The following is a 23,357-nucleotide window of genomic DNA, read 5'->3' as shown; positions in this document are numbered from 1 at the left end:
TAATGTATCAAATAACCGGCTTACTGACGACATAGTTTTCTAATTGTCCATGCGACTGCTTAAGACAGCGGTTCCAGACCGACTCGCTTAACCGCAGTTGCAACTGACAATTGCCATCAGCATCAAACTGTTCTTGCTCAATACTATGTTGCTGGTGAAATCTGGCCCGCCAGTGCATTTGCTCAGGAGGCAACAGCAGTGCTATCTCCAGATAGCGCTCTGACAACAACTGGCTTATTGCCTGCGCCAGCAAATCTATCCCGGCGCCACTCACAGCTGACAAATATACTGCTACCGGTTGCTTGTATTCATTATATTCAATACGTGGTAATTGCTGTAACAGGTCAATTTTGTTGTACACCACCAACTGTGGTAACTGATCGGCTTCAATTTCCTGCAGCACCAGTTCTACCTGTTGCATATTGTCATCTTTGCGCGGATCAGACAGATCTACCACATGTAACTGCAAATCGGCGTCACGTGTTTCCTGCAATGTCGATTTAAAAGCAGCCACCAGATCATGTGGCAAATGCCGGATAAAACCGACAGTGTCAGCCAGAATAATCTCGCCAACACCTTTTAATTTCAGTTTACGTAGAGTGGGATCGAGGGTGGCAAACAGCTGGTCAGCTGCATACACATCAGCTTTAGTAATACGGTTAAATAATGTCGACTTACCGGCGTTAGTATAACCAACGACAGACACTACCGGCACTTCTGAACGTTGCCGTGCCCGGCGCCCCTGTTCGCGTTGCTTTGTCAGCTTTGCTAATCTGGTTTGCAACGCTTTTACGCGCTCCCGCAGTAAACGCCGGTCAGTTTCCAGTTGGGTTTCACCAGGGCCGCGCAGGCCAATACCGCCTTTTTGCCGATCAAGGCTGTCCCAGCCGCGCACCAGCCTTGAGGCCAAATGCTGCAACTGTGCCAACTCGACCTGCAACTTACCTTCAAAGGTGCGGGCGCGTTGAGCGAAAATATCCAGGATCAAAGTGGTACGATCAATAACTCTGGTCAAACACAAACGCTCTAAATTTCGTGTTTGCCCCGGGCTCAGCGCATGATTAAAAATAACCACATCAGCGCCGGTTTCTTCCACCAGTGCAGCTATTTCGCCGGCCTTACCCGAGCCAACAAAAAACTTAGCATCAGGCGCACTTCTGCTTGCAGTTATAACCTGCAAAGATTGCACACCGGCGGAAGCCACCAACAATTTCAGTTCGGTTAAGTCCTCACTGACATGCTGCTGCGAAAAGTTTACATGGACAAGGATCGCTTGTTCCGGTATCACGCTAATGTCAGACAAGCGACTAACCCCTGAAATTATTCCACGTCCTCTTCGTCATCACCCTGGCCATTACTGTGAGTTACCATGGTATTGACCGCACGGGCCGGTACCACAGTTGAAATGGCATGCTTGTATACCATCTGACTTACAGTATTTTTCAGCAGAATAACGAACTGATCGAAAGATTCGATCTGACCCTGAAGTTTAATGCCATTCACCAGATAAATTGATACCGGAATACGCTCCCGTCTCAAGGTGTTTAAAAATGGGTCTTGTAAAGATTGGCCCTTTGCCATGTGCCGCTTTCCTTTTTTAATTAGTCCGACTTATATTGGTATTATTTTTTTTATTTCAAGTTGTTAAAACGTCTTTTTCTATATCTTATTTAGCTTAGCGAAGATAAAACGGCTTGCAAGTTTTCTGACACCGGCGCATTACTTTCCAACCATGTCAGATCAGGCCAGCCTCGCAACCAGGTTAACTGTCGCTTTGCCAGTTGCCGGGTTGCAGCTATACCGCGTTCACACATTTGCTGATAGCTACTATTGCCAGACAGATAATCCCACATTTGCCGGTAACCTACGCAGCGCATAGAGGGCAAATCCGGGTGTAAATCCGGCCGGGTTTTAAGTGCCGCAACCTCCTGTTCAAAACCGGCAGCCAGCATCTGCTCAAACCTTAGTGCAATACGCTGGTGCAATACCGCACGGTCTTCCGGCGCTATCGCAAATTGGTGTACCGGATAAGCAAAAGGTTCCCCTTTTTCTGTAGTTAAATCGGTTAAACTACGGCCGGTTAGCCGGTATACCTCCAATGCCCTGTTAATACGCTGCGGATCATTTGGGTGAATACGTTGCGCAGATACAGGATCTATCTGTGCTAACTCGCCGTGTAAACCGGCCCAGCCTTTCACTGCTGCTTCCTGCTCCAACTGCTGCCGTATTGCCTCGTTGGCCTCCGGCAGCGGCGAAATCCCCTCAAGTAAGGCTTTGAAGTACAGCATAGTACCACCAACGAGAACAGGAATGTTACCACGATGTTGAATTTCAGCAATCAAACGCAACGCATCTGTACGGAAGTCTGCCGCAGAATAGCTTTGTGCCGGATCCCTAATATCGATCAGATGATGCGGCGTTACGGCCAGCTCTTCTGCTGTGGGCTTGGCAGTGCCAATATCCATGCCACGGTACACCAATGCACTGTCAACACTGATAAGCTCTGCTGGTAACTGTTGGTAAAGTTCTGTTGCCAACGCCGTTTTACCTGATGCGGTTGGCCCCATCAGAAAAATGACATCGCGCTTTATCTGGCTCATGGTTGTTGCCTTGTTAACAAACTCAGCGTGGTATCAAGTTGCAAAGGCGCACTGACCCAATACTCAGACAACGATAGTACTTGTGGCACCGATTCTAACACAGTGCCTGCGGCTACCCCTTCAGCATTAAGCAACATCAACAATAACGTTTCCGGCACATTATCGCTGTTCTGCTGCACCAGTTGCTCAAACCATAACGGCAACCAACGCCCCAGCACAGTTTGGCGTAACCAGTCCGGTACTGCCCGCACTATCACCGTATTATCAGTAAGCAGCATATCGAAACCTGTCCGGCTAAAGCTGTCAGCCAATTGGGTTAGTTTACCTAGCTGCGCCGCATTGAGACTGATACGCAGCGGTAGCAATAACGGCACAGCTGCTGAGCTGTTGGCAGTAAAATATGCCGACAACGTGGGCACAAGATCAATCAACAGCACATCGTCAGCATGTTGTTTAAGCAAATACCGGTTACGCACAATCAACGGAGCATCTGTTAATTGAGTGTGCACAGACGGGTTTAATGCAGCAGCACTTGCAGGTTGCAGTTGTGCCGGTGTTTCTGTTTGTGCATCTGCCGATTTATGGCTGTGCTGCCAGTATGACAGCTCACGTTTTACTGCTGCGGCTCCCGGCTGACGCGGTGCATAACCGCTGCTACGGCCTGCCTGGTTGCTAACCGGTTGCTCTGGCTGATAGTTATAAGCTGCAGCCTCCTGCACCCGGTTAACCCTGTCTTCGGTTAGCGGTGGCGTAGTTAACTGGCTTAGCGCATCGCCCAGTGCCGATACCACAAAATCGTGTATCAGCCTGGCCTGATGAAAGCGTACTTCGTGCTTGGCCGGGTGTACATTCACATCAACCTGGCGCGGGTCAAGCTCCAAGTATATGACAAAGGCAGGCTGTTGATCAGCGGTAAGCAGATCGCCATAAGCCTGACGGATAGCGTGGTTTAACAGCTTATCGCGCATCATCCGGCCATTAACATAGCTGTACTGGCATTGCGACTGGCTGCTACAGGCTTGCGGCTGCACGATCCAGCCCCATACCCGTACATCACCATACTGATTCTGGATAAAAGCTGCGTTTTCGGCAAACACCCGGCCGCAAAGTGCTGCTACCCGCTTTTGCCGCTGTTCTTCAGTTTTCGCTGCCTTTAACCGGCGTACTACCTGGCCGTTATGGCTCAGTTGCCAGCTAACATCATAACGGCTTAATGCCAGCCGTTTTATCAGCTCATCAATATGGCTGAATTCTGTTTTATCCGTGCGCAAAAACTTACGCCGTGCCGGAGTATTGAAAAAAAGGTCAAGCACTTCAATGCTAGTCCCCACCGGGTGCGCCGCAGGCTGCACTTCTACCTGCATATCACGCCCGGCGGCACGGGCCTGCCAGGCTGCACTTTGTTCAGCGGTTTTTGAAGTTAATGTTAGCCGGGATACTGAACTGATACTGGCCAAGGCTTCACCACGAAAGCCCAGGCTGGTAATGGCTTCCAAATCATTCAAATCAGTAATTTTACTGGTAGCATGCCGGCTTAACGCCAGTACCAGCTCTTGCTCTGCAATACCGCTGCCGTTATCACGCACCCGGATAAGCTTACTGCCACCTTTCTCAATATCTATTTCTATCTGGTCTGCACCGGCATCCAGACTGTTTTCTACCAGTTCTTTCACTACAGATGCAGGGCGTTCAACAACTTCACCCGCCGCAATCTGGTTAGCCAGTTGCGGCGGTAAAATACGAATAGGCATAGTTATGGGATCCGCAGGGTCTGGCCAACGCGGATACTGTCAGTGGTAAGCTGATTAAGATTGCGTAACTCATCAACAGACACATTGTAGCGCTGAGCCAGTAACGATAAAGACTCACCGGCACTAACGCGGTGCTCACGGGCGCGCTGTTGAGCAAATAATGAGTCAGCCGGTGGTGACTTTTCAAAGTGTCGTTTTAACGCGCTGAACAAAGATTGCGCCAGTTTGGTTTGATGCGCAGCCGAGCGTAATTGTCGCTCTTCTTGTGGGTTAGAGATAAAACCAACTTCAACCAGAATAGATGGAATATCAGGAGCCTTAAGCACACCAAGGCTGGCAGCCTGCGGCTCTTTTTTATGCAAATGCGCAACTTTACCAAGCTCTTGCAACACCTCACCGGCCACCTGATAGGCTGTTACCATCGAGTGGTTCATCGATAAATCTAGCACGGTTTGTGCCAGATAGCGCTCATTGGCTGAATCTTTAATAATTTCTGCCACACCGCCCAGTAACTCAGAGTGGCGTTCTGTCTGCTCCAGCATACGCCCGACTTCTGTTGTAGCGCGGCGTAAAGACAACACCCAAACAGAAGCCCCGCGCGGTTGTGGCGAGGTAAACGCATCAGCATGAATAGAAACCAGCAGATCGGCTTGCTGGCCACGGGCAATTTCGGTACGGCGGTTAACGTGGATATAGTAGTCGTTGGTACGCACCATCATGGCTTTCATACCTGGCTGACGGTCAATTAGCTGCGCCAGTTGCCTTGCAATAGGTAAGGTGATGTTTTTTTCATAAAAACCACTCGGACCTATTGAACCCGGGTCCTCACCGCCGTGGCCTGCATCTATTGCAATAACAATATCACGTGCAGCCCGGATAGCTGGTGGAGGTACGTTCTGTGTTGGTTGATCGTCCGGTAGATCTACCACTAAACGGTGTCCATAAGGTGGCGTGGGTGACAAAGCAAACACATTGGCTTTGGTTGATTTGGCTAAATCCAGCACGATGCGCATACTATTGGCATCACCACTACTGCGAATGGCTTTAATTAACGGTGATTCTCCCGACACTGCCGGTAAGTTGCTGCCACCTTTAATATTGCTGAGGTCAATAACCAGCCTGTCCGGTTTATCCAACGTAAAATATTTGTGATCCGGTGCACCAGATAAGTCGAACACCACCCGGGTATTGTCAGGCGAAGGCCAAATTCTTACACCCTGCACCTGATTAGCAGCTACGCCAGCAACGCTGAACAATGCCAGCAGTAATAGCAATAAAACGTGTAACGTATTGTAATTATTCGTTTTCATTATTTAGTGCATTCAGCATTTTGGCTCCGGCTGGGGTATTAGCGCTTATCCTTACCCGCCGCTGCTCTTGTTCGAATAATAAGTGTATGTCCAGATCCGCCACAGGTAAATAACCCATGCCTTGTTGTGGCCATTCAATCAGGCATAAACTGTCGTTGCGAAAGTAATCCCGAATGCCCATAAACTCAAGCTCTTCAGCATCTAGCAAACGGTACAGGTCAAAATGAAACACCGTTAACCTTTCCAGTTGGTATGGTTCAACCAGAGTATAAGTTGGGCTTTTTACCGTGCCCTTATGGCCAAGAGTATTAAGCAGGCCGCGACTGAAAGTGGTTTTACCCGCACCCAGCTCCCCCTGCAAAAATAATGTTTGCCCGCCCGACACCAGCAAAGCTACCCGTGACGCTAACGCTAATGTTGCTTGTTCATCCTTTAACACACTTTCAAATTGCTGCACCGGCATTTTCTCTGTTGTCGCACAAAAACCGCACCATGTTAACAAATTAATTGCCTGCTGAGCCAGTAAAACCGCTTGTCGCGACTATGACATGCTTTGCTGACAGCAAGTTCCCAGCCAACTAGGCGCCACAGGGCTGTTTATGCTAAATTACACTGTGTTTTTTAACCGGTTTCTTGCATGACAATAGATTATGCCGCGCTGGCATCACAGATTAAACGCTGGGCACAGGAACTGGGCTTTGCGCAGTTGGGAATAACAGGCGTTTCTTTACCTGATGCAGAACGGCAGCTACAAAAGTGGCTGGATGCCGGCTACCACGGCGAAATGGATTACATGGCCAGCCACGGCATGTTGCGGGCAAGACCGGCAGAACTGGTACCCGGTACATTGCGGGTATTAAGTGTAAGGATGAACTATTTACCCAAAGGCGCCGGCTTTGCGACCAACCTGGCCGACCCTACTCAGGCTTATATCAGCCGCTATGCTCTGGGGCGGGACTACCATAAACTGATCCGCAACCGGTTAAAGCAACTGGGCGAGCGTATTAATCAGCAGGTGGCAGAACTGGGCTACCGGCCATTTACCGATTCAGCCCCCATTTTAGAGCGGCCATTGGCGCAACAAGCTGGGCTGGGCTGGATAGGAAAACACAGCTTATTGCTAAACCAGGAAGCCGGATCCTGGTTTTTTTTAGGTGAATTGCTGGTCAATCTGCCATTACCGCTAGATACACCGCATGACGGCAGCTGCGGCAGTTGTGTAGCCTGTATTACCAGTTGCCCCACCGGCGCCATCGTTGAACCCTATGTGGTAGATGCCCGCCGCTGTATTTCATATCTGACGATTGAACTTAAAGGCGCAATTCCGGAAGAATTCCGGCCGTTACTGGGCAACCGGATTTATGGTTGTGACGACTGTCAGTTAGTTTGTCCGGAAAACCGCACAGCACCGCTTAGCATTGAAGGCGACTTTCAGCGCCGCCCTCAGTGGCAAAGCCAAAGCCTGCTCAGTTTATTTGCCTGGCAGGAATATGAGTTTTTAAGCCACACCGAAGGCAGTGCGATCCGCCGTATTGGCTATGAGCGCTGGCAACGTAATATTGCTGTGGCACTGGGTAATGCGCCTTATCAGGCAGACATTGTACAGGCGTTAAATGCCAAACTTGATAATGCCAGCGAATTGGTTGCAGAGCATATTCGCTGGGCGTTAGCACAGCAAAAACGTAAAGGCTGGCAGGCAGAGTCACTGTTGCCGCGCAGCACGGAGCGTTTAGTCAGGATTATCCAGAAGGGTCTGCCGCGGGATGCCTGATTACATATAACTGCTGGCGCTGTGTCAGACGCTGTGCAGCCAAAATCAGAATCGTATCGCGCCGTATACTGTCTGCACTGTGCCACTCTACAATTTCGTTTAATAACCGGCCGCATCCCAGACAACAATCATGCTGGTCCAGGCAACAGTTGCGCACACAGGGCGATTCACGCATAGCAGACAGACGTTAAGTTCAACAAGCACTAACTATATCGCAGAAAACAAAAAACCGCACAGTGCTTACGCAAGGTGCGGTTTTTCATCGAATTTGGAGCGAGTAACGAGGTTCGAACTCGTGACCTCGACCTTGGCAAGGTCGCGCTCTACCAGCTGAGCTATACTCGCATCAACTAACGTTGTTACGTCGTGATGGCGCGCATTTTACAAAATCAGTTAGCTTATGCAAGCACTTTATTGCGGTAATTTGAAAAAATGCTCGCGATAGGTTACTAATTCAGCAATTGACTCACGAATATCATCCAGCGCCAGATGGCTGCCTGCTTTTTGTACTTTTTTCAGCACGTCCGGGTGCCAGCGCCGGGCAAGTTCTTTTACTGTACTGACATCCAGATTACGGTAGTGGAAAAATGCTTCCAGTGTTGGCGCATACTCCGCCAGAAAGCGCCGGTCCTGCCCTATGCTGTTACCACACATCGGCGATTTACCTGGTGCTACATACCGGCGTAAAAACGCGATGGTTTGTTGTTCAGCATCTGCCAGCGTGGTTGTGCTGGCGCGGCAACGCGCCGTTAAACCGCTTTTACCGTGTTGCTCAACACACCAGGCGCTCATATTATCCAGCACATCGTCTGGTTGTTTAATAGCAAATACCGGCCCTTCGGCCAGGATATTCAACTGGCTATCGGTAACAATAGTGGCCATTTCCAGAATTACATCGGTTTTTGGCTCTAGGCCCGTCATTTCCAAATCAAGCCAAATCAGATTATTGTCATTTACACTCATCAAAAACCCTTACACTCGTTGCTGCTTTGTTCATTAACAGATTGCAGGTATCATACACGCCCTAAGCTTAGCAGTAATAGCATCCTTTACATCAGAGCGATAAAAGCAGCAGTGACAAAGAAAAAACATCTTACCCAGCGCCAGCAACAACGTATTGCCGACAATGCCAGCAAAAGGTTGCGTGCACCTAAAAATAAAGGTGTCGAATCTGTTGATGACAGCAGCTTTGCCGCAACAGAAACCGGCCTGATACTCAGCCGGTTTGGCCAGCATGCTGATGTTGAAGATACAACTGGTGCAGTGGTGCGCTGCAATATGCGCCGCTCTGTAGCTTCTTTAGTTACCGGTGATCGCGTAGTGTGGCGCCGCGCTTTACAGCCCACCGGCGGCATTGATGGTGTGATAGATGCCGTAGAAGAGCGCAGTTCTTTGCTGCTACGGCCAGATTTTTACGATGGCTTAAAACCGGTGGCTGCCAATATTGATTTAATGATTATCGTCTCTGCTATTTTGCCTACGTTGTCGCTGAATATTATTGACCGCTATCTGGTGGCGGCAGAGATAACTGGCATTAAACCACTGCTGGTGATTAACAAAGCCGATTTGCTCAGCGCTGATGAGTTTATTGCCACAGAGCAGCAACTATCACTGTACCAACAGCTCGGGTACAACTTTTTACTGGTCAGCGCCAAAAGCGGTGTCGGTATGGCGCAATTACTCCGTTACCTGCACAGCGGTACCAGTATTTTTGTTGGCCAGTCTGGTGTGGGCAAATCGTCACTCATGAACCACTTAATACCAGATCTTGAAGCATTAACACAGGAAGTATCGGCAAACTCAGGCCTCGGCCAGCACACCACTACAGTGTCACGCCTGTATCATTTGCCTGATGGCGGCGATTTAATTGACTCACCCGGTATTCGTGAATTTGCGCTGTGGCACTTAACAGCAGAAGAAGTTACCCGTGGCTTTACTGAATTTGCTCCCTGGCTTGGGCGCTGTAAATTCCGTGACTGCAAGCATATTTCCGATCCTGGCTGCGCTATTCAGCATGCAGTAGAAGCCGGAGACATCAGCCAGGAGCGCTACGACAGCTATCTAAAAATCCTCGCCAGTATGGCGCAGGACAAACCGAATTACTTTTAACTTTATACAGAGAACATAATGGATAATTTAAAAATTACCCTGCAATATTTGCTGCCCAAACATTTACTTTCACGCCTTGTTGGCAAATTAGCCGCAGCGAAGCTGGGCTGGTTCAGCCACTTTTTAATTAACCGCTTTATTAAAGCCTACGGCATTAATATGGCGGAAGCTCAGTTTGAGCACGCTAAAGACTACGCCAGTTTTAATGAATTCTTTACCCGGCCGTTAAAAGACGGTATCCGCCCGCTGGCGACAGAGGCCAATATCGTAGCGCATCCGGTAGATGGCTGTGTCAGCCAGTTAGGCCCGATTGTGCAAGGTAAGCTGGTACAAGCTAAAAACCACAGTTATTCTTTGCAGGCGTTGTTGGGTGGCGATATTGCCACAGCCGAACCTTTTAGCGGCGGTGACTTTGCCACCATTTACCTGGCACCGAAAGATTACCACCGCATTCATATGCCTGTTACCGGCACTTTACGCCAGATGATTTATGTACCGGGTGATTTATTCTCGGTAAACCCGTTAACCGCAGAAAATGTGCCAGACTTATTTGCCCGTAATGAGCGCGTAGTGACTATTTTTGACACTGAACTGGGCCAGATGGCTTTAGTGCTGGTAGGCGCCACGATAGTAGCCAGTATTGAAACTGTGTGGGCTGGCACGGTAACGCCACCGGCGGGTAAAAATGTATTTCGCTGGAGCTATCCTGCGCATGGTAAAAATGCCATTACGCTGGAAAAAGGTGCCGAGATGGGTCGCTTTAAACTGGGTTCAACAGTAGTGCTGGCTTTCCCAGCGAATAAGCTACAGTTTTTAGCCGATCAGCAACCCGGTACCGTTACCCGTATGGGTGCGCCTTTTGCTAATACAGCAATTTAAAGCTAATCTTCAACTACGGCGCTTCGAAAACGTGAATGCGCCGTATATTTTTTCTGCAACACGCCGTGAACCCATCCTTGGGGGCTCGATTCGGCCATCCTGGCCTGCAACGGTCGCCGAAAAAAATACTCTGCATTCACTTCTGCTAGTTTTACCCCTAACTCTTCTGAACAGGACCGAACATGCAAATCATTGCTCATCGTGGTGCCAGTGGTGAATACCCGGAAAACACCCTGTTGGCCATTAGCCAGGCCATAGCTCAGGGTGCTGACGCTATAGAAATAGATGTATTCGCCGTACAGGGCGAGCTGATTGTTATTCATGATCATCACTTAGCACGCACCACTAACGGCACAGGCAGTATCTATCAATATTCTGTAGAGCAACTGCTGCAACTGGATGCAGGCCGTGGCGAGCGTATTCCAACGCTATGGCAGGTATTGCAGTTACTGCAAAACAGCAGGCTGTGGCTAAATATTGAATTAAAAGGCAAAAACACCGTAGCGCCACTGCTGGCCGTGCTGGATAAAGCACAGCAAGAGCTGCAGTTTGACAGCCAGCGGTTGCTGATCTCATCTTTTAACCACCATTTACTTGCCGCTCTTAAACTGGCACGGCCAGAGCTAAAACTTGGCGCACTTACTGCCTGCCTGCCACTGGATTACTCCGCCTTTGCGCAGCAGTTGCAAGCATACTCGGTAAATTGCGATGTCAGCTTTATTAACCAGACTTTTGTTACGGATGCTAAAGCGCGCGGCTTAAAAGTGTATGTGTACACTGTGGATCAACCTGACGATATTACCCGCCTGCAACAATACGGCGTAGACGGTATTTTCAGTAATTTCCCGGCCAGAAGCCGGCAACGATTGGCAGAAAAACGCTAACACTATAACGCAAAAATCCCGCCGCAGCGGGATTTTTTATAAAGTTTTTGGCCTAGTGGTCATGGCAGCTTTTGCAGCTATTACACAACCGCATATTCATCACATGCGCCAACACCACCAGGGATGCACCAACGATCAAAACTGCGTGTTCATATTCGTGGCCCCACACATCCCGCTGCCAATATATAAACACACCTAAAAACAAAGAGTAAAACGGGTATAGCTTGCGGTGATAACGATGAAAACCAATAAACAAAGCAATAAAGCCCAGCACGATAGTAACCAGCAACATCACGCGCTCAAAAGCATGATTATGGCCAACACTAAGGCCTAGTAACGGCAAAACCGGCAGAATGATCGGCAGCATAATACAGTGAATGGCGCAAAGCGACGTCACTGCAATACCTACTTTATCAAATACGTTTCTTACTGTTGCTAACACGTGGCTTACTCTGGCAGCTGAAAATAAAGAAACGAGATAATATAACAAAACGTTTGCTAAAGAAACGGGCAATGAAAAAAATACCCGTTAAAACGGGCTTTCACGGCAAGTGTGCTGAAGCTGCGCTGGGCTTATGGCATAATAGCAGCACTTTTTTCAGCTAAGCCGTATTATGGATACTTTACTTAACCAACTCGATGACAACTTAAAAGAGCTGTACCGCAAAGCGCTGGACGCTGATGCACTGCTGGATAACCTGCAACAGCAAGGTCATGCCAAACACCAGCGTATTTTTGCCGACAGTAAGCTATTTAAAGTATCCAGCAACCGCTTTATGCCCTATCTGGCAGAAACAGCTGAGCAGGTTGCTGCCATGCGGCAAAGCCAGCAATTTAATACCGCAACATTGCAGCGCGTGGTGCAGCAACTAAAGCAACTGCACACTACGCTGGCAGAGTTTCGCACTATGGTCGCAAAATAAAATCAGCACGCCTGCAAGGTCAACACCAGCTTAAGTTACAGCAGTATTTATTATCACCAAGCTGGTTTGCTACGCACTCAGTTTGTGCTTACTTTGGGCAGCGCTAACGCATACTGCTCCACTTTGGGCTGCAGTTCTTTGCTAAACCAGTTATTCAGCATCTGCTTTTCATAGCGAAACTCTTCGTTGTCATTGGCTGAGCGTAATGACTGCATAAAGCTCATATCACGCAGGCGCTCTTCGCCGCTGACAACCTCTTCACCGTGTTTATCCCGCAGCACATGGGTAAAACGGATAGCCGGTGAATAAATATCTTTCACCACCCGTAACGCATTACCGCTTCCGCCGATAAAATAATCTACGTCACCGGCCAAATCGACATCCGTTACAGTAACTTCCCACTTATAACCCTCAGGTAACTGGGCGGCCATATCATTAAAAAAGCCATCAAATCTCTTAATGACTCTTTCACGAAAAGCTTTACGGCTGTCATTGGCCGGGCGGATATCGGTGAATTTTTCCGGCTCCTGCCAGTTCATCTGAACCTCACCTGCCTGTACAGCACCTGTGCTAAACACCATAGCTAAACTGCATAACAATATTGTTGCACGCATCGTTTGTCTCCTGTACTAATAGCCAGCTGTAACCACTCTGATTAGAGTGACCAGCCGGTAATAAGTTTACTAAACACGACTAACTATAGCCTTGATCAATACCTGAATGCTGTAGCCTTTTGTATAAAAATGTAGCCAGTTACAATAAAAGCAATACCGGAAAAAGCAAAACCCCGGCATAAAGCCGGGGTTTTCTGGTAAGTAGGCACTTACATTTTTATCACATCATGCCGCCCATACCACCCATGCCGCCCATATCAGGCATTGCCGGGGCATCTTTCTTTGGCAGCTCTGTTACCATCGCTTCAGTGGTAATCATCAGTGAGCCAACAGAGGCAGCAAACTGCAATGCTGAACGGGTTACTTTAGTTGGGTCCAAAATACCCATTTCCAGCATATCGCCGTACTCGCCGCTGGCAGCGTTGTAACCGTAGTTACCTGTGCCTGATTTAACCTGATTAACCACTACTGATGGCTCATCACCGGCGTTATCCACGATTTGACGCAGCGGCGATTCCATTGCGCGCAGCGCAATTTTAATACCGTGGTTCTGATCTTCATTAGCACCACGCAGGTCAGCCAGTTTAGCAGCAACGCGCACTAATGCTACACCACCGCCTGGCACCACGCCTTCTTCAACCGCAGCACGGGTTGCATGCAGCGCATCTTCAACGCGGTGTTTTTTCTCTTTCATTTCAATTTCAGTAGCAGCACCTACTTTGATTACTGCGACGCCGCCAGCCAGTTTAGCTAAACGTTCTTGCAGTTTCTCTTTGTCGTAGTCTGATGTTGCTTCTTCAATTTGCTGGCGAATTTGCTTCACACGGCCATCAATGCCTGCTTGCTCACCGGCACCATCAATAATAGTGGTGTTATCTTTGGTGATCACTACGCGCTTGGCAGTACCTAATTCTTCCAGGCCTGCTTTTTCCAGCTCCATACCAATTTCTTCAGAAATTACAGTACCGCCGGTTAAGGTAGCAATATCCTGCAACATGGCTTTACGACGATCGCCGAAACCTGGTGCTTTCACCGCAGAGATTTTTACGATACCGCGCATATTGTTTACTACCAGTGTCGCTAACGCTTCACCTTCAACATCTTCAGCAATGATCAGAAGTGGCTTGCCAGACTTGGCAACGCCTTCTAATACCGGCAGCAATTCGCGGATGTTAGAAATTTTCTTATCAACAGTCAGAATGTATGGGTTGTCCAGTTCTACCTGCCCAGCTTCCTGGTTGTTGATAAAGTAAGGTGACAGGTAGCCACGGTCAAACTGCATACCTTCAACTACATCCAGCTCGTTGGCTAAACCCTGGCCTTCTTCAACAGTGATTACGCCTTCTTTGCCTACTTTGTCCATCGCTTTAGCAATAATCTGGCCAATTTCGTCGTCAGAGTTAGCAGATATAGTACCTACCTGGGCAATGGCCTTGCTGTCGGCACATGGCTGTGACAACGCTTTTAATTCTTCCACCGCAGCTACAACAGCCTTGTCGATACCGCGTTTTAAATCCATCGGGTTCATACCGGCAGCAACGGCTTTAACACCTTCGTTGATGATGTTTTGTGCCAGTACTGTTGCTGTGGTTGTACCGTCACCGGCTTCGTCATTGGCTTTAGAAGCAACTTCTTTTACCATCTGCGCGCCCATGTTCTCGAACTTATCTTCCAGCTCGATTTCTTTAGCAACAGATACACCATCTTTTGTTATAACGGGTGAGCCGAATGATTTGTCCAGAATCACATTACGGCCTTTAGGGCCTAATGTAACGCGCACGGCGTTTGCTAAAATATTGACGCCTTTAAGCATCTTGTTACGGGCTTCATCGCCAAAACGTACGTCTTTTGCTGCCATTTTCTTAATCCTTAAATTCAGTTAATCGTTGTAAGGTTTACGGAAAAATTAATCCAGAATTACACCTAAGATATTGTCTTCTTTGGTGATCACATATTCCTGACCATCAATTTTCTCTGTGCGCTCTACATAAGCACCAAACAGCACCTTGTCACCAACTTTAACGTCTAACGGCTTAACATCACCGTTATCTAATACGCGGCCCAAGCCAACCGCAACCACTTCACCGCGGGTAGATTTTTCCGCTGAAGCGCCCGTTAAGACTATGCCACCAGCTGATTTGCTTTCAGCTTCTAAACGTTTGATGATGACACGATCATGTAATGGACGAATATTCATGCTCTATCTCCTAAAGCTATTTTGTGTTTTAACATGGGTGTTAAATTGTCTGCCGGGTATATGGGGCACTGCAGAAAAAAATCCAAGGGGTAAAGCGAAAATTTCTTCATTGCTGCTTAAGGCAAACCGATTAACTTTATCGCTATTGAAATAAACCCGGCCTGGCACAGGTCTTTACCTGGGTGACAATAGTCGCGTTGATAAAGCCGTAAAGCGGCTATCAGCGTATAGTATGCTCATGTTAGTGTAATACCATAACAACGCGGTGGCGTTTAAGAGGAAGTATAAGCTGATGTATAAAGTCTTTGTTCTGCCATTTTTACTCTGGTTTGCTTTGCTGGCGCCAGCCTCTGCCCAGCAAAACTCAGTGCTTAATAGCCTGCTCAATACCAATGATAGCTTTTTGCCGGTAGAGCAGGCATTCGAGTTTGATTTTGTGCAAAAGCAAGATGAGCTGATCGTTAGCTGGACTATCGCCGATGGTTATTATCTTTATAAAGATAAAATAAAACTGGGCGGTATTGCCGTCAGCTTTTCTCACCCCAGCTATCCGGCCAGCATGCAGATAGAAGACGAGTTTTTCGGCGTGTCGCAGGTGTATTTTCATCAGTTAATCCTGCGCATTCCGTTAACGGATGTCAGCGAAGATGCGGTATTTAAAATTCAGTATATGGGCTGTGCCGAAGCCGGTTTATGCTATCCGCCAGTAACCAAAGAACTGCCGCTAATACCCCTTAACACGGAGCAACACGCAGCAGCTACTCCAGGCGACGTAGCTAACCAGAGCACCGCGTTGGTATCCAGCCAGAATACACTGGCAGCAAAACTTAGTGACGGCGCTGGTTTGGCGACACTGGCTGGTTTCTTTTTACTGGGTTTGGGCCTGGCGTTTACGCCATGCGTATTTCCAATGTACCCCATTTTAACCAGCATTATCGTTGGCCAGGGCAAGCAGTTATCCAGCAAGCGTGCTTTTACGCTGTCGTTTTCTTATGTACAGGGTATGGCTATTACCTATTCGGCTTTAGGTTTAGTGGTAGCCAGTTTAGGTGTACGGTTTCAGGGTTATATGCAGCACCCAGCAGTGCTCATTGTTGCCAGCGTCATTTTTGTGCTGCTGGCACTGGCGATGTTTGGCGTGTTTAATCTGACACTACCGTCTGGTTGGCAGGAAAAAATCAGCCGTGTGAGCAACAAACAGCAAAGCGGCTCACACAAAGGTGCTTTTACCATGGGTGCACTGTCTGGCCTTATCGCCTCGCCCTGCACCACAGCACCATTGTCAGCCGCGCTGTTGTACGTAGCACAAAGCGGTGATTTATTGCTGGGTGCAGTAACGCTGTATATTTTAAGTTTAGGTATGGGCCTGCCGCTGCTTATTTTGGGTAGCTCTGGCGGTAAACTGCTGCCTAAAGCCGGTAACTGGATGAATGCGGTAAAAGCCACATTCGGCTTCCTGCTGTTGGCAGTGCCGCTTATTTTACTGGAGCGGATGCTGCCGTTCAGTTACATCCTGGCTATAGGTTCTTTGCTGTTACTCAGCTTTATTGTTTACCTGTACCGCATGATGTTCAGCCTGCAAAGCAACAACGCCAAAGCGGTTATTTTAATACTGGCGCAAATACTGCTTAGCGCAGCGTTATATCTTAACCTGAAACATTGGTGGCCGGGCTCTGCGCCAGCTACAGTGACAACACAGCAGCAACAGCAGGCAGGTTTTGAACTGGTTAGCTCACTGGAAGAGCTACAGCAAAAAATTGCCGCCAGTGAAGGGCGCTACACTCTGGTAGACTTATATGCGGACTGGTGTATTGCCTGTAAAGAGTTTGAGCATTTAACCTTTCCCAAAGCCGAAGTGCAGGCACAAATGCAACAGATGCAGCTGATAAAAGTAGACGTAACCAAGATGACCCGCAAAGATCAGGCGCTGCTGGACAATTATCAGGTGCTTGGCCTGCCCACCCTGCTGTTTTTCAGCCCGCAAGGTGAAGAAATGAGCAGTGCCCGGGTAACCGGCTTTATGAACGCCACCGACTTTGCTGCCCATTTACAACAACTACAACAGTAAACTTCGGGCGGCGCTTTTAACCGGCGTCGCCTACTGCCAACTGTGTTCTGGCTGATAAGACCAGTATTTTGCTGCCATTTGTCACGATTTCACTATAATAAGGCGCTATTGTTAAGCCAACGGCACTGCTTGCAGCCAAATTTTGGCAAACAGATGCAATTATCCGTTAGCTTTGGCAAGATAGGGCCGGATCAAAACAATTAGCGGGAATAACGCACAAATGGCGGCAACTTATCGAATTTTAGTGTTGAATGGTCCTAATCTGAATATGCTGGGTGTGCGCGAGCCAACAGTATATGGCAGTGCCACCTTGCAGGATATTATTACCGATCTGACGGAACAGGCAGCGGCGAAAGGTGTCGAACTGACACATTTACAATCTAATGCCGAGCACGAACTGGTGACTGCTATTCAACAATGCCTGGGCAAACAGGATTATATTCTGATTAATCCCGGCGCTTTTACCCATACCAGTATCGCTATTCGCGATGCGTTGCTGGCGGTGGCGGTTCCTTTTATTGAAGTGCACTTATCTAATGTGCACGCGCGCGAGAGTTTTCGCCGGCATTCATATTTATCTGATATCGCCAAAGGGGTGATCTGCGGCCTTGGTGCCAAAGGTTACCACTACGCACTTGATGCGGCGGTAGCAGCGTTACAAACAACCAAACAGTAATAACTAATCAGGCTAAAAAGACATGGATATTAGAAAGATTAAAAAATTGATCGAGCTGTTAGAAGAATCTGGCATTAACGAGCTTGAAATCACCGAAGGTGAAGAGTCGGTTCGTATTAGCCGTAACGGCTCTGCCCCGCAATATGCACCTATGCAGCACTATGCTCCGGCACAACAACAATATGCACCGGCACCGGCTGCAGCACCCGTTGCACCTGCAGCAGTTGAAGCACCAAAGGCCATTAGTGGCCATGTTATGAAATCGCCAATGGTAGGTTCTTTCTACCGTGCAGCATCACCAACAGCTAAAGCCTTTGTTGAAGTAGGCCAGAGCGTTAAAGTTGGCGATACATTATGTATTGTTGAAGCAATGAAAATGATGAACCAGATCCAGTCTGACAAGGCCGGTGTGATCAAAGAAATTCTGGTAGAAAACGGCGAGCCGGTTGAATTTGACCAGCCACTCTTTGTGATTGAATAACGCAAAAGGCAGACTGATGCTAGAAAAAGTACTGATTGCCAACCGCGGCGAAATTGCACTGCGCATTTTACGCGCGTGTAAAGAGCTGGGCATTAAAACGGTGGCCGTGCACTCTACGGTAGACCGTAATTTAAAACACGTGCTGCTGGCCGACGAAACCATTTGTATCGGCCCGGCTGCATCACCACAAAGCTATTTAAATATACCGGCACTTATAGCTGCTGCCGAAGTTACCAATGCGCAGGCTATTCACCCTGGCTATGGCTTTTTAGCCGAGCGCGCTGACTTTGCCCAGCAGGTAGAAGAAAGTGGCCTGGTATTTATTGGCCCACACCCGGATTCAATCCGCTTAATGGGCGATAAAGTATCAGCCATTGAGGCGATGAAAAAAGCCGGCGTACCTTGTGTACCGGGTTCTGACGGCGCTGTAGGCGACGATCCGGCCACTAATATGGTTATTGCTAAACGCATTGGCTACCCGATCATTGTGAAAGCCGCCGGCGGCGGTGGTGGCCGTGGTATGCGTGTAGTGCGCAGCGAAGAAGAACTGGTTAGCTCTATCGAGATGACCAAAGCCGAAGCCAAAGCTGCCTTTGGTAACGATATGGTGTACATGGAAAAATTCCTGGAAAACCCACGCCATATTGAAATCCAGGTATTAGCCGACGGCCAGGGCAATGCTATTCACTTAGGTGAACGAGACTGTTCTATGCAGCGCCGCCATCAGAAAGTAGTAGAAGAAGCACCGGCACCTGGCATTACGCCGGAACTGCGTGCTTTTATCGGTGGCCGCTGTGTTGAAGCTTGTAAAGTAATGAACTACCGCGGTGCTGGTACTTTTGAGTTCCTGTTTGAAAACGGCGAGTTCTTCTTTATTGAAATGAACACCCGTATTCAGGTAGAGCACCCTGTTACCGAGATGATCACCGGCGTTGACCTGATTAAAGAGCAACTGCGTATTGCCTCTGGCATGCCAATGACGATTAAACAGGAAGATATTATTATTCGCGGTCATGCCGTCGAGTGTCGTATCAACGCTGAAGATCCGGTTACCTTTATCCCGTCGCCGGGTAAAATTACCCGCTTCCACCCGGCAGGTGGTAATGGTATTCGCTGGGATTCACATATTTACGCCGATTACACCGTACCGCCAAACTATGACTCTATGGTAGGCAAGCTGATCACCTACGGTGAAACCCGCGATATCGCTATTGCCCGGATGCGTAACGCACTGGATGAGCTGCTGGTAGATGGCATTAAAACCAATATCCCGCTGCATAAAGACATTATGCGTGATGCCGGCTTCTGTAAAGGTGGTACTAATATCCACTATTTAGAGAAGAAACTGGGTATTAAGTAAGCCAGGGCTTACACAGATTAAAGGCCGCTTTTGCGGCCTTTTTGCTATAATGCGGCAAATTTTTATAAGCGAGACTGATTATGCCCTGGATCCAACTGCGCGTTAGTACCAACGAAGAAAAAGCCGAACAAGTCAGCGATATGCTGATGGGCTGGGGCGCTCAGGCCGTTAGTTTTGTTGATGCACAAGACACCCCGATTTACGAGCCAATGCCCGGCGAAGTGATTTACTGGACCAATACCGTGGTAGTGGGCCTGTTTGATGCTGAGCACCCAATGGATAAGGTGGTAAAGCAACTGCAGCAGGTGTCATTTTTTAAAGACGGTGTCGATTACAAGCTGGAACAGTTAGAAGATAAAGACTGGGAGCGCGAATGGATGGATAACTTCCATCCGATTAAATTCGGCAGCCGCTTATGGGTATGCCCCAGCTGGCGTGATATACCGGACCCAACAGCAGTAAACGTGATGTTAGACCCCGGTCTGGCTTTTGGCACCGGCACCCACCCCACTACAGCGTTATGTATGCAGTGGCTGGATGCCACCATTGAACCGCAACAGACCGTGGTCGATTTTGGCTGTGGCTCCGGCATTTTGGGCATAGCCGCATTAAAGCTTGGTGCCAAACGGGTAATTGGTGTCGACATTGACCCCCAGGCAATAGAAGCCAGTACGGCCAACGCCAAACGCAATAATGTCGAAGGCCAGATAGAACTGTATTTACCCAAAGACCAGCCAAGTGATTTTCAGGCCGATGTCGTCGTAGCCAATATTCTCGCCGGGCCGCTGGCCGAATTAAAAGCCGTGATCAGCAGCTATGTTAAACCCGGGGGTAAACTGGCGCTGTCAGGCATTTTAGAAAGCCAGGCACAAAGTGTAATAGACGCTTACAGCGACGAGTTCAGCTTTGACCCCATCGCCGTACAAGAAGAATGGGTACGCCTGAGTGCACAAAAACATGCTGGCTAGGGTAAATTAGCTGCCATGCTACACAGAACTGGCAGGCAGCAATATAACCAGACACTATATTAGATGCTATAAACCGGCAAACTGAAATGCCGTGGCTTTTTTAAACTGCTTAATGGTATTGCCGGCATAGGTCTGGTTTTTATCCAATGCAAGCTTACGCACCGGCTGCCCGGCACGAAAATCAGCTTGTGTTAACTCCACCCAGAACGTATTGGGTGTTAACGCCGTTTCAAAGTAATAACGCAGTGATTTATGATCTGCCACTGAGCGCCAGCGGGTAGAAGAAATATTCGGCTCAGTCGGCGAAGAAATGCCATAGGGCACAGACGTATTGCGGATCAGGCTAAACACGCTGGCAGCTGCCAGTGCAGGATCATTAGTTTGCGGTATTGCATTTAAGTAAAACGACGCCCGAACAAACCGATCTGCGGCACGATTGGTACCAGGCAACATGGTAGTGCCGCCCAGCTCTTGCCAGTATTCGTTTATCGCCAGTTGTTTCTCGAACACCGGTGAATTTGTCATCACGGTATAAGATGGGTCATGGTGGATAACCAGCTTGCCGTCAATATATTCAAATACTGCATTGTCTCCGCTGGCATCAGACAACGATAAATGCACAGTAGTAAAACGGTCAGTACCGGGAATAGTAGAGGACACCACTACAAAAGGTTCGGCCTGCATGGCGGTAACAGCCTCGGCCACGCTGGCAAAGTTATCCAGCATATACTGAACCCAGGCCGCCACAGTTAAGCCTGGCTGGCTGCCATCATATTGCGGGTAACGTGATTCTACCAGCCAGAGTAAATTGGCAACCAAACCTTTTTCATTCATACCATCGGCACTGGCAATATCAAAGGCACTGGCTATTACACTGCCATATTTCGACGTCCAGCGTACAGAGTTAGCCCCTACTTCACCCTGCCGCTGTATGCCACGGGGAAACAACCACAGGTTAGCCGGGATCTCATCCCGCCAGTCCATTGAGCGGGCAGTAAGAATAAGGTTATCCTGGCCTTTATATACTGCGCGGGTACAGGCTTCAGTAGTAGTTGGGATCGTAACGCTAAGTAAAGCGCTTAACAATAATACGGACGTTTTCATCAAGTTTTCCCTACAGGCTGGCGGATTTAATCACCATCAAGTAAAGCAACTATTTTACAAAATGAAAACCAAAGTGCCTATATTCTGCACAGCCACCTTATAACGCTGCCAGAAAACGCTCACTGCGGGGCAGGTAATAGTTATCGTAATCCAGCGAAAGCAATACACTGCTGGCACGGCCAACTATTTCGTTACGTGGTACAAAGCCAATTACACGCGAGTCGGCGCTGTTATCGCGGTTATCGCCCAACACCAGATAGTGGCCTTGTGGCACCCGCACTGCTGCAAAACTGTCGCGGCCAGTAGCAAAGGGGGCCAGCTTTACAGTATGGGTAATAGCGCCCAGTTGCTCACTTAGTAACTGACTACCGCCGTCAGTAGCTGAACCAACCTCTACCGCATCAGCCAGTTGGCTATATACCAGTTGCTCACCGTTAATACTCAGCACATTGTGTTGCATTGCCACCACATCACCCGGCACGCCCACAACACGTTTTACCAGCCGGTTATCGGCAGCTTCAGAGGCAAAAATAACGATATCGCCACGCTGTGGATCAGCGCGTTTTATCAGCGATACAGTAGTAAAAGGCAAGCGTACATCATAGGCCATTTTATTAACCAGAATACGATCACCAATTTCAATTGTCGGCTGCATTGATCCAGACGGTACATCATTCCAATCAGCCACCGCACTTCTGAACACAAACATTAAACTTAAAAACACCACAATGCCGCGATTATCACGCCACAGCTGTAACAACTTAGCCATTCCCTTTCTCTGCCCCATTTCTTTACTCCATCATGTTGCTAAATAAGTACAAACATCCTGTCAGACCAAAGGCCGGAAGCAAAGTTCAGCTCTGCTGATAAGGCTAAGCCCAACATGCAGACAGCCGGGCTGGGATACCCGGCTGTGAGCTGAGTTTAATTAGTGCGGTAAGTTTAAAAGGTGTACTGAATACCGATGCTGGCGTAGTCTACTTTAGTGTCAAAGTTATCAATATCGGCTAATATCCCGATTTCGTCACGATCAAACTTAACATCAAAGCGCGTGTAATCCAGCCGCAGGGCCAGGCTTTGCGTCAACGCAAAAGATACGCCTACGCCATAAAATATATCTGAGCCATCTACATCAGCATTGTCATCTGTGGCGTTAATGTCAGCTTTCCACCAAATATTGCCGCCCTGTGCGTAAACAGTAAAGCGCTCTGTTACCGGTAAACCGGCTTTTAACGCCAGAGTGTAACCATCTAAATCGGTATTAAACACGCTATTGCCGTAGTTACCGAAATCGATATAGCCACCTTCTAAAGACAGTACCTGATTAAACTGGGCCCCCAGAAAATAGCGGCTGGCATTATCTTCATCATCAAAATCCTGGTCATCACCGTCTACCTTCAGCAAGCCATAAGCAGCGCCAATGTAAATCCCTCTGTGATCAACGTTATCTTGTGGTGTTGCAGCATAAGCAGAGGTAGCGATAAGAGAAGATGCTGTAAATGCGGCTAAAATTGTCTTTTTCATTGTAAACTCCGTTAAGTCAGCTAATGACAACAGGCGCGTTGGCCTTAGTTCGCTTTAACGGTTACAAGCTTTATACCACTTTGAAAAAATAAAATAAGTTATTTAAATTCATTAAGTTAGAAAAAACGGTAATTCCCT

Annotated in this window: 25 protein-coding genes and 1 tRNA gene; 10 read left to right on the top strand and 16 right to left on the bottom strand. The window is 48.3% G+C overall.

The genetic code is table 11. The features are described from left to right. Positions 1 to 7: 7 nt before the first annotated feature. From hflX to tsaE, 6 genes are all read right to left on the bottom strand, one after another. Positions 8 to 1,303: a ribosome rescue GTPase HflX gene (hflX, locus tag M2404_RS06405; RefSeq protein ID WP_259238898.1), complete on the bottom strand. Its 1,296-nt coding sequence runs from the start codon at positions 1,301 to 1,303 to the stop codon at positions 8 to 10. A gap of 17 nt (positions 1,304 to 1,320) precedes the next feature. After that, positions 1,321 to 1,581 carry an RNA chaperone Hfq gene (gene hfq, locus M2404_RS06400; RefSeq protein ID WP_068228488.1) on the bottom strand — a complete coding sequence of 87 codons (261 nt, stop codon included), beginning with the start codon at positions 1,579 to 1,581 and terminating at the stop codon, positions 1,321 to 1,323. Between the two features lie 89 nt (positions 1,582 to 1,670). Beyond that, the gene (gene miaA, locus M2404_RS06395; protein ID WP_259238897.1) at positions 1,671 to 2,600 is read right to left on the bottom strand and encodes a tRNA (adenosine(37)-N6)-dimethylallyltransferase MiaA; all 930 of its coding nucleotides are present in this window, start codon (positions 2,598 to 2,600) and stop codon (positions 1,671 to 1,673) included. After that, entirely contained in the window at positions 2,597 to 4,351 is a 1,755-nt protein-coding gene (mutL, locus tag M2404_RS06390) for a DNA mismatch repair endonuclease MutL (protein ID WP_259238896.1), read from the bottom strand. The genes miaA and mutL overlap by 4 nt, the downstream gene beginning before the upstream one ends. Before the next feature lie 2 nt (positions 4,352 to 4,353). Next, the gene (locus M2404_RS06385) at positions 4,354 to 5,661 is read right to left on the bottom strand and encodes an N-acetylmuramoyl-L-alanine amidase (protein ID WP_259238895.1); all 1,308 of its coding nucleotides are present in this window, start codon (positions 5,659 to 5,661) and stop codon (positions 4,354 to 4,356) included. Continuing rightward, positions 5,648 to 6,163: a tRNA (adenosine(37)-N6)-threonylcarbamoyltransferase complex ATPase subunit type 1 TsaE gene (gene tsaE, locus M2404_RS06380; RefSeq protein ID WP_259238894.1), complete on the bottom strand. Its 516-nt coding sequence runs from the start codon at positions 6,161 to 6,163 to the stop codon at positions 5,648 to 5,650. Before tsaE ends, M2404_RS06385 begins: the two co-directional genes overlap by 14 nt. A 135-nt stretch (positions 6,164 to 6,298) precedes the next feature. On the opposite strand from tsaE, the gene queG reads away from it, so the two are divergent. Next, a complete protein-coding gene (gene queG / locus M2404_RS06375; RefSeq protein ID WP_259238893.1) occupies positions 6,299 to 7,432 on the top strand; it encodes a tRNA epoxyqueuosine(34) reductase QueG in 1,134 nt (377 codons plus the stop codon). On the opposite strand, the gene M2404_RS06370 is transcribed toward queG, so the two are convergent. The 3 genes from M2404_RS06370 to orn form a co-directional block, all read right to left on the bottom strand. Then, entirely contained in the window at positions 7,401 to 7,607 is a 207-nt protein-coding gene (locus M2404_RS06370) for a DUF1289 domain-containing protein (RefSeq protein ID WP_259238892.1), read from the bottom strand. The genes queG and M2404_RS06370 overlap by 32 nt on opposite strands. A gap of 94 nt (positions 7,608 to 7,701) precedes the next feature. After that, a tRNA-Gly gene (locus M2404_RS06365) sits at positions 7,702 to 7,777 on the bottom strand. 66 nt (positions 7,778 to 7,843) lie between these two features. Continuing rightward, entirely contained in the window at positions 7,844 to 8,395 is a 552-nt protein-coding gene (orn, locus tag M2404_RS06360) for an oligoribonuclease (protein ID WP_259238891.1), read from the bottom strand. A 111-nt stretch (positions 8,396 to 8,506) separates the two neighbouring features. On the opposite strand from orn, the gene rsgA reads away from it, so the two are divergent. From rsgA to M2404_RS06345, 3 genes are all read left to right on the top strand, one after another. Beyond that, complete coding sequence (rsgA, locus tag M2404_RS06355) at positions 8,507 to 9,541, top strand: small ribosomal subunit biogenesis GTPase RsgA (protein ID WP_259238890.1); 1,035 nt, start codon at positions 8,507 to 8,509, stop codon at positions 9,539 to 9,541. A gap of 18 nt (positions 9,542 to 9,559) precedes the next feature. After that, positions 9,560 to 10,420 (top strand): archaetidylserine decarboxylase, encoded by an 861-nt coding sequence (gene asd / locus M2404_RS06350; protein ID WP_259238889.1) that lies wholly within the window; start codon positions 9,560 to 9,562, stop codon positions 10,418 to 10,420. A 182-nt stretch (positions 10,421 to 10,602) separates the two neighbouring features. After that, a complete protein-coding gene (locus M2404_RS06345) occupies positions 10,603 to 11,304 on the top strand; it encodes a glycerophosphodiester phosphodiesterase (protein WP_259238888.1) in 702 nt (233 codons plus the stop codon). A gap of 52 nt (positions 11,305 to 11,356) precedes the next feature. Here M2404_RS06345 and M2404_RS06340 read toward each other — a convergent pair whose 3' ends face one another. Further along, positions 11,357 to 11,746 (bottom strand): MerC domain-containing protein, encoded by a 390-nt coding sequence (locus tag M2404_RS06340; RefSeq protein WP_259238887.1) that lies wholly within the window; start codon positions 11,744 to 11,746, stop codon positions 11,357 to 11,359. Positions 11,747 to 11,918: 172 nt separating this feature from the next. On the opposite strand from M2404_RS06340, the gene priC reads away from it, so the two are divergent. Further along, a complete protein-coding gene (gene priC, locus M2404_RS06335) occupies positions 11,919 to 12,227 on the top strand; it encodes a primosomal replication protein PriC (protein ID WP_259238886.1) in 309 nt (102 codons plus the stop codon). A gap of 77 nt (positions 12,228 to 12,304) precedes the next feature. On the opposite strand, the gene M2404_RS06330 is transcribed toward priC, so the two are convergent. From M2404_RS06330 to M2404_RS06320, 3 genes are all read right to left on the bottom strand, one after another. Then, positions 12,305 to 12,841 carry a DUF3016 domain-containing protein gene (locus M2404_RS06330; RefSeq protein WP_259238885.1) on the bottom strand — a complete coding sequence of 179 codons (537 nt, stop codon included), beginning with the start codon at positions 12,839 to 12,841 and terminating at the stop codon, positions 12,305 to 12,307. A 220-nt stretch (positions 12,842 to 13,061) separates the two neighbouring features. After that, a complete protein-coding gene (gene groL, locus M2404_RS06325; protein WP_259238884.1) occupies positions 13,062 to 14,699 on the bottom strand; it encodes a chaperonin GroEL in 1,638 nt (545 codons plus the stop codon). Positions 14,700 to 14,747: 48 nt separating this feature from the next. After that, positions 14,748 to 15,038: a co-chaperone GroES gene (locus tag M2404_RS06320; RefSeq protein WP_068228453.1), complete on the bottom strand. Its 291-nt coding sequence runs from the start codon at positions 15,036 to 15,038 to the stop codon at positions 14,748 to 14,750. A 292-nt stretch (positions 15,039 to 15,330) separates the two neighbouring features. Between M2404_RS06320 and M2404_RS06315 the strand changes: the two genes are divergently transcribed. The 5 genes from M2404_RS06315 (at position 15,331) to prmA (ending at position 20,591) form a co-directional block, all read left to right on the top strand. Then, positions 15,331 to 17,106 carry a protein-disulfide reductase DsbD gene (locus M2404_RS06315; protein ID WP_259238883.1) on the top strand — a complete coding sequence of 592 codons (1,776 nt, stop codon included), beginning with the start codon at positions 15,331 to 15,333 and terminating at the stop codon, positions 17,104 to 17,106. 220 nt (positions 17,107 to 17,326) lie between these two features. Beyond that, complete coding sequence (gene aroQ, locus M2404_RS06310) at positions 17,327 to 17,782, top strand: type II 3-dehydroquinate dehydratase (protein ID WP_259238882.1); 456 nt, start codon at positions 17,327 to 17,329, stop codon at positions 17,780 to 17,782. Between the two features lie 22 nt (positions 17,783 to 17,804). Then, entirely contained in the window at positions 17,805 to 18,263 is a 459-nt protein-coding gene (accB, locus tag M2404_RS06305) for an acetyl-CoA carboxylase biotin carboxyl carrier protein (RefSeq protein WP_259238881.1), read from the top strand. Positions 18,264 to 18,279: 16 nt separating this feature from the next. Beyond that, positions 18,280 to 19,623, top strand: a complete 1,344-nt coding sequence (gene accC, locus M2404_RS06300; protein ID WP_259238880.1) for an acetyl-CoA carboxylase biotin carboxylase subunit — start codon at positions 18,280 to 18,282, stop codon at positions 19,621 to 19,623. 80 nt (positions 19,624 to 19,703) lie between these two features. Further along, positions 19,704 to 20,591 (top strand): 50S ribosomal protein L11 methyltransferase, encoded by an 888-nt coding sequence (prmA, locus tag M2404_RS06295; RefSeq protein WP_259238879.1) that lies wholly within the window; start codon positions 19,704 to 19,706, stop codon positions 20,589 to 20,591. 66 nt (positions 20,592 to 20,657) lie between these two features. Here prmA and M2404_RS06290 read toward each other — a convergent pair whose 3' ends face one another. The 3 genes from M2404_RS06290 to M2404_RS06280 all read right to left on the bottom strand — a co-directional run bounded on the left by M2404_RS06290 (position 20,658) and on the right by M2404_RS06280 (position 23,219). Then, entirely contained in the window at positions 20,658 to 21,695 is a 1,038-nt protein-coding gene (locus M2404_RS06290) for a linear amide C-N hydrolase (protein ID WP_259238878.1), read from the bottom strand. Between the two features lie 97 nt (positions 21,696 to 21,792). Beyond that, positions 21,793 to 22,464: a signal peptidase I gene (gene lepB / locus M2404_RS06285; protein ID WP_259238877.1), complete on the bottom strand. Its 672-nt coding sequence runs from the start codon at positions 22,462 to 22,464 to the stop codon at positions 21,793 to 21,795. Between the two features lie 173 nt (positions 22,465 to 22,637). Continuing rightward, positions 22,638 to 23,219, bottom strand: coding sequence for an outer membrane beta-barrel protein (locus tag M2404_RS06280; protein WP_259238876.1), 582 nt, complete (start codon positions 23,217 to 23,219; stop codon positions 22,638 to 22,640). Between the last annotated feature and the right edge of the window lie 138 nt (positions 23,220 to 23,357).

It is taken from the genome of Rheinheimera pacifica (genome assembly GCF_024809855.1).
GTDB classification, from domain to species: domain Bacteria; phylum Pseudomonadota; class Gammaproteobacteria; order Enterobacterales; family Alteromonadaceae; genus Alishewanella; species Alishewanella pacifica_A.
This window is presented reverse-complemented; position numbering and strand designations above follow the sequence as displayed.